Source organism: Exiguobacterium oxidotolerans JCM 12280, from assembly GCF_000702625.1.
Lineage (GTDB): Bacteria > Bacillota > Bacilli > Exiguobacteriales > Exiguobacteriaceae > Exiguobacterium_A > Exiguobacterium_A oxidotolerans.
On sequence record NZ_JNIS01000001.1, the window covers coordinates 647,437 to 664,807 of the forward strand.

The 17,371-nt window shown below is 47.7% G+C and carries 12 protein-coding genes; all 12 read right to left on the reverse strand.

All coding sequences use genetic code 11. The annotated features are described in order from the left end of the window. Positions 1-76: 76 nt before the first annotated feature. Positions 77-1,309 carry a bifunctional folylpolyglutamate synthase/dihydrofolate synthase gene (locus tag P403_RS0103390; protein ID WP_029331071.1) on the reverse strand — a complete coding sequence of 411 codons (1,233 nt, stop codon included), beginning with the start codon at positions 1,307-1,309 and terminating at the stop codon, positions 77-79. A gap of 56 nt (positions 1,310-1,365) precedes the next feature. Then, a complete protein-coding gene (locus tag P403_RS0103395) occupies positions 1,366-4,002 on the reverse strand; it encodes a valine--tRNA ligase (protein ID WP_029331072.1) in 2,637 nt (878 codons plus the stop codon). A 333-nt stretch (positions 4,003-4,335) separates the two neighbouring features. Then, positions 4,336-5,646, reverse strand: a complete 1,311-nt coding sequence (gene hemL / locus P403_RS0103400) for a glutamate-1-semialdehyde 2,1-aminomutase (RefSeq protein ID WP_029331073.1) — start codon at positions 5,644-5,646, stop codon at positions 4,336-4,338. Further along, a complete protein-coding gene (hemB, locus tag P403_RS0103405; protein ID WP_029331074.1) occupies positions 5,643-6,632 on the reverse strand; it encodes a porphobilinogen synthase in 990 nt (329 codons plus the stop codon). Before hemB ends, hemL begins: the two co-directional genes overlap by 4 nt. Further along, the gene (locus P403_RS0103410) at positions 6,629-7,315 is read right to left on the reverse strand and encodes a uroporphyrinogen-III synthase (protein ID WP_029331075.1); all 687 of its coding nucleotides are present in this window, start codon (positions 7,313-7,315) and stop codon (positions 6,629-6,631) included. The genes hemB and P403_RS0103410 overlap by 4 nt, the downstream gene beginning before the upstream one ends. Then, positions 7,305-8,231: a hydroxymethylbilane synthase gene (gene hemC, locus P403_RS0103415; RefSeq protein WP_029331076.1), complete on the reverse strand. Its 927-nt coding sequence runs from the start codon at positions 8,229-8,231 to the stop codon at positions 7,305-7,307. The genes P403_RS0103410 and hemC overlap by 11 nt, the downstream gene beginning before the upstream one ends. 82 nt (positions 8,232-8,313) lie before the next feature. Continuing rightward, on the reverse strand, positions 8,314-9,654 hold the full coding sequence (gene hemA, locus P403_RS0103420) for a glutamyl-tRNA reductase (RefSeq protein ID WP_029331077.1): 1,341 nt from the start codon (positions 9,652-9,654) through the stop codon (positions 8,314-8,316). Between the two features lie 200 nt (positions 9,655-9,854). Then, positions 9,855-11,006 carry an AI-2E family transporter gene (locus tag P403_RS0103425; protein ID WP_029331078.1) on the reverse strand — a complete coding sequence of 384 codons (1,152 nt, stop codon included), beginning with the start codon at positions 11,004-11,006 and terminating at the stop codon, positions 9,855-9,857. A 34-nt stretch (positions 11,007-11,040) separates the two neighbouring features. Further along, entirely contained in the window at positions 11,041-12,480 is a 1,440-nt protein-coding gene (locus P403_RS0103430; protein ID WP_029331079.1) for a glycosyltransferase family 2 protein, read from the reverse strand. Next, positions 12,470-13,489 (reverse strand): HEAT repeat domain-containing protein, encoded by a 1,020-nt coding sequence (locus tag P403_RS0103435; protein WP_029331080.1) that lies wholly within the window; start codon positions 13,487-13,489, stop codon positions 12,470-12,472. Before P403_RS0103435 ends, P403_RS0103430 begins: the two co-directional genes overlap by 11 nt. Beyond that, entirely contained in the window at positions 13,486-14,235 is a 750-nt protein-coding gene (locus P403_RS0103440) for a response regulator (RefSeq protein WP_029331081.1), read from the reverse strand. Before P403_RS0103440 ends, P403_RS0103435 begins: the two co-directional genes overlap by 4 nt. Further along, entirely contained in the window at positions 14,236-17,283 is a 3,048-nt protein-coding gene (locus tag P403_RS0103445) for a hypothetical protein (protein ID WP_029331082.1), read from the reverse strand. Between the last annotated feature and the right edge of the window lie 88 nt (positions 17,284-17,371).

Genomic DNA, 17,371 nt, shown 5'->3' on the forward strand with positions numbered 1-17,371 from the left:
TCGTCTCCTCATCGTGTCATTAAAATATGGGACAATACTCCCCCATTTCATTATAACGAGAGAATCAGGATTTTCCCTATTTTGTAAAAATCGAAGTGTATTGATGACGTACTTCACTGATGAAATAGAGTGATCCCGTCACGACATATGTTCGGTTAATATCTAATTGATCGAAGAACGCTTCGACCGTCGTTACGTTGGCTCCGTCCTGCTGCAACTCCTCTATCGTCCGCGCTCGCGGAAAATCAAATGTCGTCTCATAAATATCCGGTGTGATGTTGTGTAACTGTGCAAGCATCGCGGTCCGGTCTTTATCACGCAAAATCGAACAGAGCAATGTAACCGGTTTTGATTCTTCCTTTAATCGCTCAACGAGAGCCGTGATTCCTTCCGGGTTGTGTGCACCATCGAGAATGATCCGTGGTTTGCGCGAGATGATTTCAAACCGTCCCGGATGTTTGGCGTTGCGGAGACCCCGACGAATCGCCGTCTTTGACCAACCGAGCTTCTTTGCGCAGATGACGGCGTTCGCTGCATTTTCGACTTGATGATGGCCTTCAAGTCCAAGTCGTGTTTCCGGAATTCCTTCATACGTCGCCCATGTTCCGGTCGCATTCAGTCGGTACGAGACGATGGCTTCCTGACTCCACTTCAACGTCGCCGCCCGGTCGCCACAATAGGCCATCAATGGAACCGTCAATTCCTCTTGCAGTTTCCCGGCAATGACCGATGTTCCCCGTTTGATGATGCCGAACTTTTGAAGGGCGATCTCTTGGAGCGTATCTCCGAGAATCGCTTGATGATCGTGACCAATTGAGGTGATGATGGCTGCTTTCGGTTGCTTCAGTACGTTTGTCGAGTCATAAAGCCCTCCGAGTCCGACCTCGTAAATGACGAAGTCTGGACGAACTTGATAAAAATGATAGAAAGCAAGTGCCGTCAACGCTTCAAATTCCGTGACTGTACCAATCGTCGGCTCAAGCTCGGTCATTGCTTGCTTCACTGCAGTAGCTGCCTTAACGAGATCCGCTTCAGCAATCGGCACTCCGTTCAGCATGATCCGTTCCTCAAACTGAATGATGTACGGGGATGTAAATGTTCCAATTTGTAACCCTTCCGCCATTCCCATCTCCCGTAAGAAGGCGACGGTCGACCCTTTCCCGTTCGTCCCCGCGACATGGATCGTCGGGACGGCGTCCGGATCAATCTGCAATGCGGCCAGCAATGCTTCCATCCGACTTAGTCCCGGTTTGATGCCGAATGCCAGTAACCGTGACAACCATTCTAATACGTCTTCTCTCGTCTCCACTCTGTCCCCGCTCCTTTAAAAAAAGTGGCTCAAGGAAACTTGAGCCACTGTTGAAATTATTGAGATAGTTCGTTGATCCGCGCTTCGACTGCTGCACGTTTTTCGTTATAATCTTGTGCTTTTGCTTGTTCTTCTTCGATGACATGTGCCGGTGCTTTTCCGACGAAGCCTGGGTTGTTGAGTTTTTTCTCGACCCGTTCGACTTCTTTCGTATACTTGACGAGTTCTTTATTCAAGCGGGCGATTTCTTCTTCGATGTTGATTAAATCAGCCAACGGAATGAACAATTCTGCGCCGGTCACGATGGCACTGAGCGCTTTTTCCGGTGCCGCCATGCTGCGTTCGACAAGTAATTCGGAAGCATTCGTGAACTTCTTCAAGTATGAGATGTTCGTCTCTAAGTCATGTTGTACTTGATCGTCACTTGTCGAAATCATTAACTGAATTTGTTTTGACATCGGTGCGTTCACTTCAGCACGGATGTTCCGGACCGACCGGATGACGTTTTGGACAGCTTCAAACGCAGGGACTGCTTGCGGGAAATCAAGTGTCTCATTACGTGTCGGCCAAGCGGCACGCGTGATCGTTTCCCCTTGATGCGGCAAGTGCTGCCAAATCTCTTCCGTGATGAACGGCATGAACGGGTGCATCAGACGCATGATTTGGTCGAGCGTGTACGCAAGAATCGAACGCGTCGTCAATTTAGCGGCCTCATCTTCACCGTTCAGCGGTAACTTCGCCATCTCGATGTACCAGTTACAGAAATCTTCCCAGATGAAGTGGTAGAGGATTCGACCGGCTTCACCGAACTCATACTTATCGGATAAGCGCGTTACGTCGTCAATCGTCGTGTTCAGACGTGTCAAGGTCCACTGATCGGCTAATGATTTTTCGCCCGTCAGATCGATTTCTTCATACGTCAGACCATCCATGTTCATCAGTGCGAAACGGCTTGCGTTCCACAATTTGTTCGAGAAGTTCCATGTCGCTTCGATTTTTTCCCAGTAGAAACGTAAGTCATTTCCTGGCGTCGAACCTGTCGTTAAGAACCAACGGAGTGAATCGGCACCATATTTTTCGATGACGTCCATTGGATCGATTCCGTTCCCGAGTGATTTCGACATCTTCCGTCCGTCCGAGTCACGAATCAGACCGTGAATCAACACATCGTTGAACGGGCGTTCGCCTGTAAATTCATACGATTGGAAAATCATTCGCGATACCCAGAAGGCGATGATGTCGTACCCCGTAACGAGTGTCGACGTCGGGAAGTATTTTTGGTAGTCCGCAGCATCCGTATTCGGCCAACCCATCGTCGAGAACGGCCAGAGCGCTGACGAGAACCACGTATCGAGGACATCGTTGTCCTGCTCCCAGTTTTCGATGTCGGCTGGTGCTTCTTTCCCAACGAACACTTCACCTGTTTCTTTATGGTACCAGGCTGGAATACGGTGTCCCCACCAGAGTTGACGGCTGACACACCAATCACGGATGTTCTCCATCCAGCGGACATAGGTGTTTTCGAACCGTTGTGGGACGAAGTTGATTTTATCGTCGCCTTGTTGTTCAGCAAGTGCTTTTTCAGCGAGTGGCTCCATCTTGACGAACCATTGCAGCGACAAGTACGGTTCAACGACTGCATCTGACCGTTCCGAGTGACCGACCGAGTGCAAGTGGGGTTCAACTTTAATCAAGACGCCCGAGGCTTTCAAATCTTCGACGATTTGTTTACGGCAGTCGAAGCGGTCCATGCCTTCATATTTGCCGGCATTTTCGTTCATCGTCCCGTCTTCGTTCATGACGAGGACACGTGGTAAGTCATGACGGTTCCCGACTTCAAAGTCATTCGGGTCATGGGCTGGTGTGATTTTAACGACACCCGTTCCGAACTCCATATCGACATATTCGTCAGCGACGATCGGGATTTCTCGTTCGACGATCGGGAGCGTGATCGTTTTACCGACGAGATGGGCGTACCGCTCATCTTTCGGATTGACGGCGATTGCCGTATCTCCAAGCATCGTCTCCGGGCGCGTCGTCGCGAGTTCGACGTGACCTGTTCCGTCCGTCAACGGATAGCTGAGGTGGTAGAACGCTCCTTCGATATCTTTATAGATGACTTCGATATCGGAAATCGCAGTTTTTGTCGCCGGGTCCCAGTTGACGATGTATTCGCCACGATAAATCAAACCTTTTTCATACAGTTTAACGAAAACTTCCTGGACGGCTTCAGACAACCCTTCGTCGAGCGTAAAGCGCTCGCGTGAATAATCCAGACCAAGTCCGAGTTTCGCCCATTGCGCACGAATCGTCGACGCATATTCTTCTTTCCATGCCCAAGATTGTTCGAGGAATTTCTCACGTCCCATTTCTAAGCGCGATTGTCCTTCTGCCCGCAATTTTTGTTCGACTTTCGCTTGCGTCGCGATTCCCGCGTGGTCCATCCCCGGTAAGTACAAGACGTCGAACCCTTGCATCCGTTTCATCCGTGTCAGCATATCTTGCAGTGTCGTATCCCAAGCATGACCGAGGTGAAGTTTCCCTGTCACGTTCGGTGGCGGGATGACGATTGTGTACGGTGCTTTCTCTGGATCTTGATCGGCTTTGAAATATTCCCCTTCTAGCCAAAAGTCGTACCATTTTTCTTCCGTCGCCTGCGGATCATATTTCGTCGGCATTGATAATTCCTGCATCTAAATCGCTCCTTTTATCCATAATAAAAACGGCTACTCTCGTCCTCATCTAAGGACGAAAGAAGCCGTTGCTCTTCCGCGGTACCACCTTAGTTCACTTCAAATACAAAGTGCCCTCTAGCCCGCGTAACGTGCGGAATCCGGATATCGCTCGCTCGCGCTTACGATACCAGCTCGTGGGGTGACCTTCGTCAGGACAGACTGTCACATCTCTCAGCCGGTGGATGTGTTCTCTCTTACAGTCTGTTGTCTGACTACTCTTCCCGTCAACGCTGTTTCCAAATTATTCTTCCCTTATTTTATCCGAGACGTCCATCGCCCGTCAAGAACTCCTTAACGGTTAAATTCGACTTGTAGTTCTTTAAACGTCAGCTCGACCGCTTCGATCGTCCGTTCGATATCGTCTTCCGAGTGGACGGTCGACAAGAAGAGTCCTTCGAATTGTGACGGTGGAAGGAAGATTCCGCGCGCCGCCATCTTTTGATAGTACGAACGGAACATCTCGAGGTTCGATGTTTTCGCTTGTTCGAAATTCGTCACGGGTTGATCCGTGAAGAAGACACCGAACATCGCGCCGGCGCGGTTCGTCGTCAACGGAATGTTGTATTTCGCAGCAGCCTGTAAATAGCCTTCCGCGAGACGGTTCGCTTTTCGGTCAAATTCTTCATAGTGTTCCGGTTTTAACTGCGTTAATGTCGCGAGGCCTGCCGCCATCGCGAGCGGATTTCCGGACAACGTACCCGCTTGGTAGATTGGACCTTGCGGCGCGATTTGCTCCATGATGTCACGGCGTCCACCGTAAGCACCGACGGGCATACCACCACCGATGACTTTACCGAGACAGGTGATGTCCGGTGTGACACCGAAGTATCCTTGGGCACAGTTGAAACCGACGCGGAACCCCGTCATGACTTCGTCGAAGATCAGCAACGTGCCGTGTGCTTCCGTGATTTCACGAAGTCCTTCGAGGAATCCAGCTGCTGGTGGGACGAAGCCCATGTTCCCTGCTGCCGGTTCAACGATGACACCCGCGATATCGTCGCCATGTTTTTCAAAGGCCGTCCGGACAGCATCCATGTCGTTATAAGGAACCGTCAGCGTCATACTGGCGATTTGTGCCGGCACTCCCGGTGAATCGGGAAGACCAAGCGTCGCAACGCCTGAACCGGCTTTAATCAGCAAGGAATCCCCGTGTCCGTGGTAACAGCCTTCAAATTTCAAGATTTTCGTTTTGCCTGTAAACCCACGCGCGAGACGTAATGCCGCCATCGTTGCTTCCGTCCCCGAGTTGACCATCCGGACGACTTCGACCGACGGGACACGACTGATGACGAGTTCTGCCATCGCCGACTCGATTTCAGTTGGTGTCCCGTAACTCCAACCGCGTGTTGCCTGTTCTTGAATCGCCGCCGTGACGATCGGATCGGCGTGACCTAAAATCATCGGTCCCCACGATAAAACGTAATCGATGTATTCTTTCCCATCGATATCGTATAATTTTGAACCACTTGCCCGTTCGGCAAAGATTGGTGTCATACCAACTGATTTATAGGCACGGACTGGACTGTTCACGCCACCCGGCATGAGTGGTAATGCTCGTTCAAAGGCAGCTTTTGATTTTGAGTTCTGATTGGTTAAGCTCATTTCGATCCCTCCAAGTAACGACAGATGTCTTTCGCGAAATAGGTGATGATTAAATCTGCTCCAGCCCGTTTAAAGCCAAGCATCGTCTCCATGACGATTCGTTCTTCATCAATCCAACCGTTGAGTGCCGCTGCTTTGACCATGGCATATTCCCCTGAGACGTTGTAGGCGACGATTGGTAAATCAATCCGCTCGCGCACGTCCCGAATGATGTCCATGAAGGCAAGCGCTGGTTTAACAATCATGAAGTCTGCCCCTTGTTCTACGTCAGACGTTGCTTCCCGGAATGCTTCGCGGCGGTTCGCCGGATCCATTTGATATCCTTTACGATCGCCTTCACCCGGTGCTGAATTGGCAGCATCTCGGAATGGCCCGTAATAGGCAGAAGCGTACTTAACGCCATAACTCATGACTGGAATATGGCTGAACCCATTCTCATCAAGCCCTTGACGGATTGCAGCGACAAAACCGTCCATCATCGATGATGGTGCAATAATGTCTGCACCGGCACGTGCTTGTGAGACGGCCGTCTGAACGTGCAGTGGGAGTGAGGCGTCATTATCGACTGTACCGTCCGCGACGATGCCGCAATGTCCTGTCGATGTATATTCACAGAGACATGTATCCGCGATGACCGTCAATTGCGGTGCGAGTTTCTTGACGAGACGCGTTGCTTCTTGAACGATTCCGTGATCATGGAATGCCCCTGTGCCTTGTTCATCTTTTAAATGATCATGTGGGACACCAAATAAAATCACCGACTCGATACCGAGTTTTACGATTTCGTTGATTTCTGCTTCGAGATGATCAAGCGATAGGTTGAACACACCAGGCATCGAACTAACTTCCCGCTTAATGTCTTCTCCTTCTGCGATAAACAGTGGATAAATCAAATCTGATTTATGCAAATGATTTTCTCGTACGAGTGAGCGAAGTGAAGCCGTATTTCGTAAACGGCGGTGACGTGCGAATTCTAATGTGTTCATAACAGTTCCTCCTCTAAAATACAGTCAATCAATCCGTCGAGCGTAAACGTCTTCGCGATGCGCAGAGGATACAGCCCTGCTGCTCGCGCTGCTTGTTCCGTGACCGGTCCAATCGCGACATACGTCGCATGCGTTTGAAAAGCTAACGAAGCGAGTGCTTCGACGGCAGATGGACTTTGCAATCCGATAAAAGTTGCGTCTGACAAACGTTCCCGTGGAATCCGTCGAATGTTCGTTTCATACGTCACGACTTCGAGGATGTCAGCTGCGACGAGTTGTTTTAAGCGTTCGAGTGGTTCTTGGCGCGACCGATTCCCACGGGCAAAACAAATCCGTTGGTTCGGCAATAGTTGATGCTGTAACTCGGCGACGAGAACATCACCCGTAAAGGCAGATGGGATGAAGTCAGCGGTTCGCCCCGCTCGTTCGAGGGCTTGTGCCGTTTTTGTCCCAACAACTGCAATTTTCGTTTTTTGTAATCGTGGTAAATCGGCCTTGATTCGTTCGACGCCTGTCGGGCTCGTCACGACCAACCAATCAAGTGCCGGTGGCAATTCGAATGCAACCGGTACCGTCTCGATACTTGGTTCGTGAATGACTTCAATCTGTCGTTCCGCTAAACGTTGTACTTGCTGCGAGTTCGGTGGCCGACTCCCGGTCAGGACAAGCCGCTTATAAGTCATCCGGCAACGATGCGAGAATTTCGCGACCGCCGGCATCGAGTAACCGATCCGCGACGAGTTGACCGAGTTGCATCGGGTCAAGCGAAGTTTCGCGTTCGAGCAAGATTTGTGTCCCATCGACTGAACCGATGAAACCGACGAGTGTCGTCGATAAATCTTCGTTGATCGTCGCAAAACCACCCACCGGGACGTGACAGCTTCCTTCGATCGCGGATAAGAATGACCGCTCGGCAAAGGCCACTTTTTCAGTCATTTGATCATGAATTAAATTTAAAAGATCACGAATCTCTTGATCTTGTTCACGGCATTCGATTGCCAAGATCCCTTGACCGACAGCAGGAATCATCTCGTCCGTTGAAATGTATTCCGATACGATTTCATCTGACCATCCCATTCGTTGCAGACCGGCTGCTGCGAGTAAAATCCCGTCAAACGGCCCTGTCTTCAACTTTTCGAGACGTGTATCGATATTTCCGCGAATCGATTCAATCTTCAAATCCGGACGAAGTTTAAGCAATTGTGAGCCGCGACGTAAACTGCTCGTCCCGACCGTCGCACCTTCAGGAAGTGTCGCAAGTCCGCCTCCTGTTGTTGTGATGAGCGCATCGCGTGCATCGACACGTGCAGGTGTTGATCCGATGATAAGACCTGCTGGAAGTTCTGACGGAAGATCTTTCATGCTATGGACAGCCAAGTCGATTTCTTCATCAAGCATCTGTTGTTCGATTTCCTTGACAAACAATCCTTTCCCGCCGACTTTAGACAATGTCACATCAAGGATGCGGTCCCCTTTAGTGATGATGTTCTTGATTTCGAATTCATATGGAGCACCCGCTTGTTTCAATTGCTCGATGACCCATTTTGTCTGTGTCATCGCTAGTTTCGAACTGCGTGAACCTACTATGATTTTTCGCATGCTAAAATCCCCCTGTACAATAATAAAGGGGCGGCACAAGTCCGCCCCATGCTTTTCTATTGTAACACAATTACAGCTTTGTTCACCGATTCACAGCTTTGCGTGGTTCTGAAGTTTCATCTTGTAACACGACGTCTTCGACCGACGAATCAAACAGTTCTTCATCGAGTGCAAAGGTGTCCATGAACTGTGCAATGCGTTGTTCTGCATCTGGTTTTGCCGCGGCATCTTTAATGTATGAGAGCGGTTCACGTAATAATTGATTGATAATTGATTTCATGTGTTTTCCGATGACAGCTTTTTCACGGGCCGACATGTCCGGCAGTTTCCGTTCGAGGCTTTGCATCGTCTCTTGCTGAATTTTAAGCGATTGATCACGCAGCTCCGTAATGATCGGAACGACACCAAGCGTCGTCATCCACCCTTCAAACTCAGCGATAGCAGCTTCAATCCGTAACTCGATTTTAGCCGCTTCTTTCATCCGTTCCGCCATGTTCTGTTGAACGATTGATGTTAAATCATCGACGTCATATAAATGAACCCCAGGAAGGTCACCCGCTGTCGGCTCGATATCACGTGGTACCGCGATGTCGATCAACAGAAAAGGACGGTCACTGCGGAACAATTGGGCAGCAGCGATATCTTCTCGCTTGATGATCGCCCGTTTCGCACCAGTAGAAGAAATGACGATATCAGCGCGAAGAAGACCACATTGCATTTCGTTAATCGAATGTGCAGACCCTTCGAAACGATTCGCAACTTCTTCTGCTTTCGCAAGCGTTCGGTTAAAGACCGTGATATCTCGCGCACCGGCTTCATATAAGTTCAACGTCGTCAGTTCACCTGTTTCCCCAGCACCGATGACGACGATTGATTTGTCTTCAAGGGATCCGAGTACTTGTTCTGCAAGTGTCACGGCAGCAGCACTGACAGAAACGGCACTCTCCCCGATTCCTGTTTCAGCATGAGCACGTTTCGCAAGCGTTACCGCTTCCTTGAACAGTTTGTTGAAGACCGTTCCCGTCGTTTCTAATTTTTGCGCTGTAAAGAAACTTGTCTTCACTTGACCTAAAATTTGCGTTTCCCCGACGATCATCGAATCCAGGCCACTCGTCACTCGGAACAAATGTTTCATCGCATCAAACCCTTCATGGATGAATAAATACGGTTCAAGTTCTTCCATCGTCAAACCGAACCAGTTCGCAAGAAAACGTTTTGTATAGTAGCGTCCTGTGTGTGGTTGATCCGTCACGACATATAATTCGGTCCGGTTACAAGTCGACACGATGACGCTCTCGAAAATACTCTTTTCATCCCGTAACGCCACGACCGCTCCCTTCATCTCATGTTCCCCAAATGAGACTTGTTCGCGTATTGATACAGGCGCCGTCTTATTATTTAAACCGACAACTACGATATGCATGCGCTCTACCCCTTACGTCTAAAGATTTCATTCTCCTCTATCTTTTGTTCTCTACTCTACATTATAACCATTATAAAAAAGATTCCAATCAATTTATAAACTAAAATGAGTCAAAGTTGTGAAAAGTATTCTTTCATCCTATCCCTCTCTCGGATAAATCACAAACCCTCTGCTCGAATGTTTCAGCAGAGGGCTTACCGTTATGATTTGGAAGAATCGGTAATGATTGTCGAGCTCTCGGTCTGCAAGTCAAACTGTTGCTGACGTAAACGATAAATACGAGCAATGTTCTGGATGACGACTTTTGAGACGGCGTATGTCGGAACAGCCAAAATGACGCCGATGATGCCTGCGATTTTACCGGCGACGAGCAAGACGATGATGATCGTCAAGGGATGGACTTTCAATGTCTTGCCTTGCACGTATGGCGAAATCAAATTCGATTCAATCTGTTGCGCGATAACGATCGTGATGATCGCATAAAGCGCCTTGACCGGATCATCGATGAATCCGACGATGACGGCAGGAACAGCCCCGATATATGGTCCAAGATACGGAATGATGTTCGTCACCGTACAAAATAATGCGAGTAACAAAGCGTATTGAATATCTGAGATGAAGAAACCGATTAACGACATCAATCCGACGCAGAGTGAGACGATGACTTGACCATTGACGTAGTGCTTAACCGTCACGTGCATGTCATGTAAGATGTTACGTGTTTCTGCCTCATAGCCTTTCGGTAAAAGTTTAACGACCGAGTCCGGAAACTTGTACCCGTCAAGCAGCATGTAGACGAGAATGAACGGAACGAGCACGACGATTAGAACCGTCGAAGAAATGACACCGAAAATGGTTCCGACAGATGCCGAAACGGACTTGAAGAGCGTTCCGATATATGACGTCGCTTCATTCGTCCACTCGTCAAACAATTCCGTATTGTGTTGAACCCAATTCGAAATGAAGCGATTGTCCATCAATTGATCGCGTAGATTCAACGTTTGATCACGTAGCTCTACGACAAGATTCGGGATGCTCGTGACAAACTCGGTCACCTGTTTGACGAGGATTGGACCGATCAACGTAATGATGAGCGTCAAAATCCCGACAAAAGCGAGTAAAACAATCAGGACAGCAAGTCCACGTTTTTTGACACGTTTTTGTAAGGCATCAACGATTCCAAGTGTGAAGTAATAAAAAATTCCTGCAATGATAAGTGGTGGGAAAATTAACGCAAGCATCACTTTAATCGGTTGGAATAAAAATGAAATTTTCGTCCCAACCCAGATGACTAAGAAAATCGTTAGTATCCAAAGCAATGCCTTAAACCATTTGTTTCGAAGTAAGTCCACGAATAAGCCTCCTACAATTTTTCATTTTCAGTCGTTACTTGATTTTTTCATCGGTTGCCGCGACTTCATCGAGTCGCTGTCGTTCCATTTTACCCCATTGACCGCGTCCCGTCATGAACTGAATCAGTCCGCCGAGTTTAAAGAATACAAGAATCGGGCGATACCAAAACGACTCTGTCAATGACCACAAATACAGTCGAATTAGTTCTTTTACGTTTTTAAAGCGGTGCATCGTCCATTCCTCGAGCAAGACAGCTCCGGCCGACAGCAATGAACCGTACAATAAAGCGACTGTCAAAAGAACGATTCCAAATTCAAAATTCAGCGTCCCGACCAATAAGTTTAACGGAATGATGAAGTAACCAATCAATTCGACGATTGGTCCGAGGAGCTCAATCAAGAAGAAATAAAGCATCGACACGCTCCCGACGAATCCGTAACGGGGATTCCCAATCATGCGTTTATGTGCCCATAACGTCTCGGCAAGTCCACGGTGCCAGCGTGTTCGTTGCGAATGTAAGACTTCCATCGTTTCCGGTGCCTGCGTCCAGCAAACGGGTGACGGAACATACTCGATGCGCTTATTCAATTGATTCTCTTTCATATACCGGTGAAGACGGACGACAAGTTCCATATCTTCTCCGACTAGTCCTTCCTTATACCCACCTGCTTTGACGACGATATCTTTTTGGAAAAGACCAAAGGCCCCGGACACGATCAACAGTAGATTAAAACGACTCAGTCCGAGCCGGCCAAACAAAAAAGCACGGAAATATTCAATCATCTGCATTAAGACGATCCGTTGTTTTGGCGTTCTAATTTCGACGATTTCTCCACCTTCAATCGTGCAACCATTGACAAGGAAAATCGATCCGCATGTCGCAACGACCTCCTCATCGGATTCAACGATTGGTTTCATGACCTTTAATAACGCATCACGCTCTAAGACTGAATCTGCATCAAGCGAACAAAAATACGGATAGCTTGAATAGTCGATGCCAGCGTTCAAGGCATCCGCTTTCCCACCGTTTTCTTTATCGATGACGATGAGGCGTGCATCAATTCGCGAACGATAGACCGCCTTAACCGGTTTCGAACCAATCAAGATTCGGGGGAAACGTAAGTCCTTTTCTAATTCATACGTTTTAAACAGTTGCTCAATCGTCCCGTCACTGGATCCATCGTTGATGACGATGACTTCATGCTCCGGATAATCAAGCGCGAGCAATGCTTGGACGCTTGTGATAATCGTATACTCCTCGTTGTAGGCAGGGACTAGGATGCTGACCGGTCGTGTATAGAGCGAACGCATCAGTGGTAGATACGAACTTTCTTTCCGACGAAAACGTTGCTTTCGAACCATTTGAGCTGAAATGAGATAAAGGGACGAATAAAACAGAATGACGAGAATCATATAAATGAGGACGGTCCAGGATAAGACATTGATAATGGATTGAATCAGTTCAGATGACATGTTGTTTCATCTCCTTCGCTAAACGCTCTGTCGCCTTTTGTTTTGCGTAACGGTCAGGGTGCGTTTTGGCCACTATGGCGAGTTGTTGTAACCCTCCACACGCTAACAAAGCATCAAACGCCGCTGTCCGGACCCACCACGAGCGACTACTTACGAATGGCAAGATAGAAAGCAATGCCTCTTGTCGTCCTACGTTTTCTAAAAAGCGAAGCGCTAACATCTGTTCGACCCAACTCGTCTCCTCCTGCAGGTAAGGTACGTACAATGTCCAGTCTTCTTCAAGACCGATCCGCGCCAATGCGCGAAGTGCACGCTTACGTATTTCCGGATGTTCGTCCGTCGTTTTACTTCGCACGAGTTCAAGATACTGTGTTTCATCACGATCATGTATCAATTGCAGAAGCGCCATTTGAAACGGGCGGGTCAACCCTTCAAACTCATCTACCCAAATGGACAAATCATGACTTCGCCCCACTGCAAGAACGGCTCCAAAAAAACTCATGTCTTGATCCGTTTTCGCAGCTGCAATTGCGTATCGTGGAGAAATTGAAACGAGTGTCCGGATGATGACATCCCGCTCTTCTTTAACGACGTTTTCTGCCAAACGCCGCTGAAGATGATCAGCAACGGATTGCAAACAAAACTGGGCAATTGCTTCATAGGCATTGAGTCGTCGGTCGATACGTCGATGTTCAATTTGTTTGTCGTAATAAGCGGACAAGCTAATCTCGACGAACTGATGAATACGTTCTAAATAACTTTCTGTCGCTGTTAAGTTAGTAAAAGCGAATAATTCGAGTTCGACTAAGTCCTCGTATCCTTTTTTAACGAACGGCATATCCGTCCGCTCCCCCATAGCAAACGTATAGAGGTCTTCCCGAAACTGCATTTGCCATTGCTGACGGGACTGCTCTTGATTCGCACGCTGCTGCTTCTGCACCACGAGATAAATTAACGCCCCCACTTGAAGAAGAATAAGTATAAAAATGAATGATAGAATCCAGTTCATAGCCTCACCTCTTCAACTTGGCGCACCCATGCTCGAAACTCCTCTACTTTAAGCGGTAACGTCATGATCCCGTCAACACCCCGTTCAATCGCCAACACATGATCACGTTCACGGTTATACATCGAAATCATAATTGAGTGAAACGGAACGATACTCTGTTGTTTGGCACGCAACAAAAGTTCAAGTCCATCCGCTCGCGGTAAGGCGGAAGAAAATACGAGAAGAAACGGACGACGCGCCACATGCTTTTCCAAAAAGCTTTCTGTCCGTTCATATAATGACACGTCCTCAAATCGCTCGAACAATTCCCGTTCAAGCATACGCTTTAAGTGTGGATCGTCTGTTACGACGACGACGTCCTTCACGTGCCGAACGCGTTTATAACGCATCAAACGATCCATTAACAACGCTTTCGATAAATCGATTGGTATGACTTCTCGTGCATTGTCTAGAAGATAAAATGCCTCTTCGTTCGCCTGACCAAGATAGACGACAGGAATTCGTTCTTCGACGAACGATTCGGTCGCGACGACGACATCCGCGTAAGAAAGAGCGGTCTCCATGCATTTTCCTTCACGCAATAATGCATGGATTGTTTCCGGCATCACGCCGACCGTATGAATGAAGAGGACTGCTCCCGTCGCATGTTCGACATCCGCTCCTGCGTATTCCTTTGTCGTAACCGTCTCTTCATTTGTCGTTTCGATTGCTGCTTCGATCAACCGCCACATCTCTTCTCGACGCATTTAATTCACTCCTTTGTTAAATGCTTCGCGCATTGTTTCATAAACAGGCTTCAGTTGTTCTTTTTGTTGAGGATTCGTCCATTTTGACCAACTGTAAAAACCGCGATCGACTTCTGGTATCCGGGTCGTTCCGACCTGCCCCGTCACTTCGATTCCTTCTGTCACCATCTTCGCTTCAAGACCCTCTTTCCAAAAGTCCCCGATGATTTCGTGTTTACTTGGATCGCGCATATTCAACACCATCCATGGAATTCGTACTTCGATACTCGGTTGACTTAAATCAGATATATCCGTTAAGATGCTGTCCGCAGGTCCTTCATGTAAGACTCCCGTATCCCACTTCACGGCAGGCTTGACGATTTTTTTCGTCACCGGGTCACGCCGTGCATAATCAAGCATTTGATAAATCGGATTGAACTGACCACTGTTTTTTTCCTCGCTCGGAGGCGAAACCATTTCAAACGGCATCTTCAGCCCATAATGATAACGGAAGATATCGTACCGTTCGTCGACATCGATCCGTGCTTTTTCATCAATCAGCAGTCGGTACTCCGCTCCTTCCTCAAGCATCAAATCACCGACTTGTTGATTGCCGTCATTCGGCTTTGTTGATAAAGCAATCGTCGTCGGCTCGACTTGTTTCCGGTCGATTCGCAAGTAAAGGTATGCTTCGTCCGAAGTCATATAGATGGCTTGATCGTTGTTTTGAGCGACTGGCGCATAGCCTTCCCAGTCATCCATTTTTCCGTCGATGACGATGTCTGAGCGTAAGAAACCCAGCATCCCGAAGTGCTGTTCACTTGTTTGAACGTTCGACCAGCGTGGTCGTGTGTCCGCATCATCGTAATCCATCGTATTCCAAGTTCGTTTAAACCACTCATCTTGCCAGATGAAGACAAGACCGCCTGCAGTTTTCGCCTTGACGATGTCTTCGTAAAGATTGGCGACTAACTCACCTTGTTTTTCTTCACTGACATGCCCCTGGTCAAACCCGTTCGGACCAAGGTGTGTTTTGCCTCGGGAACTCGGGATGCCGAATTCCGATACGAGAAGTGGCATCTCGTGATATGCTTTCATTTTCTTCAAGTAACGACTGTATGACTCTGATCCTGCGTCCGTCTTTTTTCCAAATTCATCTTTGATGAAGGACGGATAATACGGATAAATATGATAGGAAGCGAATAGACCACCCGCAAAATTTTTCGTCGCTTTTAAATGATTAAAATCGATTGAGACGAGATCTTGTTCCTCTTCGACTTCTTCCGGGTGCGCGAGTGGATCCGTCGTCGGCCAATTGGTCGCTCCAATCGGTCGTGTCGTTTCGTACTGATCTAGTTCATGCGCTGTCGCTGTGTCCATTCGTCCCGCTAACCACGATTCAAATGGAGACGCATTTTTGGTCGTCGTGATGTATTTTCCTTCAAACCGTGTTCCGTTATTTTTTTTATTCGTTTCAACGACTGTCTCAGGCAACCACTCAATTCCAAAGACGAAGGCTGAAACATACTGTGAGACATCTGATGTATATGTTCCTGAAGCGTGACCGACAACTTCTTTAACCACTGCATTGCCGTGAATGACATCGACCATCCGCTTTGCTTCTGTATCAGTCATTTTTAAAAACTCAGGATTATATGCGTTTTTAAGTTCCTCGAACGGCTTTTCTTCGACCCACATTCCTTGCATCAAATAAATCGGCTGCTTCGCTGTAGCATTATATGCCTTCAACGCGTCATAAAAGGCTGGAGGGTGAAGTGTATAAATACGAATCGTATTGATTCCAAGTTCGCCCATTTGCTTCAGCCACCGATCATACTCGTTTCGACTGATTGCATGTTCTCCCGGAAAGGCTCCGGGGCGTCCTAGTCCAACGTTGACACCCTTGACGAAATACGGTTTCCATTCGCCGTCTTGATACATTTCGAGCGTATCTTGCCCACTGCGCGCTCGCGTACGCAACGTTTGATTATTTACGGTCGCCGTAGGTAACGGCTTTACTTTAATCGCTGCTTGCTCCATCGGCTTCGTGTCTTCTAAAATCCGTTTGAGAGTCGGTGCATAAACTTTCCAGAAAAAAGCAGACTCACTTTTCGCTCCATCTAAAATAAATTGTTTGCGGAACCAATCTAATCCTCGGTATCGATAATAGCGTGGAATCTCTGCTACATCCGTGTAGTCCCCTGCAAAATAATGAGCGCTCCCTTGTGTCACATAAGCAGGGAATTCAAGCGGAAGCTGTCGTGCGCGCAACATGGCTTGCGTTTGTTTGGAAGGTTTCCATGAAAAGTATGCTTGTTGTTCCCCACCGTCCAGTTCAAGAATCTCAAACCAATAATTATACCGTACTTCATCTTTGGCACGGTGCTGATTTTTATCCCACTTATAGAGCAACGGCGTATCATCATTTACAAAAAAGCTTTCTCCCGTCGAATCGTTAATGAAGACATAGCCTGGTCCGGATAACTTGTATGCCTTCTCTTTTGCTTGTACTTTCAACTGTTCTTCGACGGTTTGATCAAGTCCTTGTAACTCACTCAAATCTGGAAAGAAACGACCAATCCACCCCGTCCACGCCGTTCCGAATAATTGATGAAAGGCACTCGATCGATCAGAAGCGGTCGGACTTGCCGCCGTATTGAATTCCGCTACAACTGTTTTTCCTTTCGAAATTGCATCCGTTGCTAAATCAACGTCTTCCGCCGTCAAACCACCACGATGTTCTTCTTTCTCATCTACTGTATAAGACTTTCCATACGTATCCGTAAAAAGCAACACATCTGCGTTCTTCGCTTGCTTCAACATCTGCGCGCCTTGTGTTCCATCGTAACGATTGATGTAATCCGTATACTGGTACTCATCACCAGATTGATTGCGAATTTTCAAATAATTTAATAACCACGTCGTTCCCGCATGCTCACGTTCATCTTTACCGACCGTATAATCGAACAGGACGACATTTAAGGTTTTCTCTTTTTGAAGCAACCACAAGCCGAATGGCATTAAGATCAACAACACAACAATGAAGGCAATCCATTTATACCGTTTCACTTTTACACGTCCTTCCAACAGTTCAAGTTGTTTCTATCATTGTAACTTGAATTCATCACATCGCATATATATGGAAAAAATTATTACA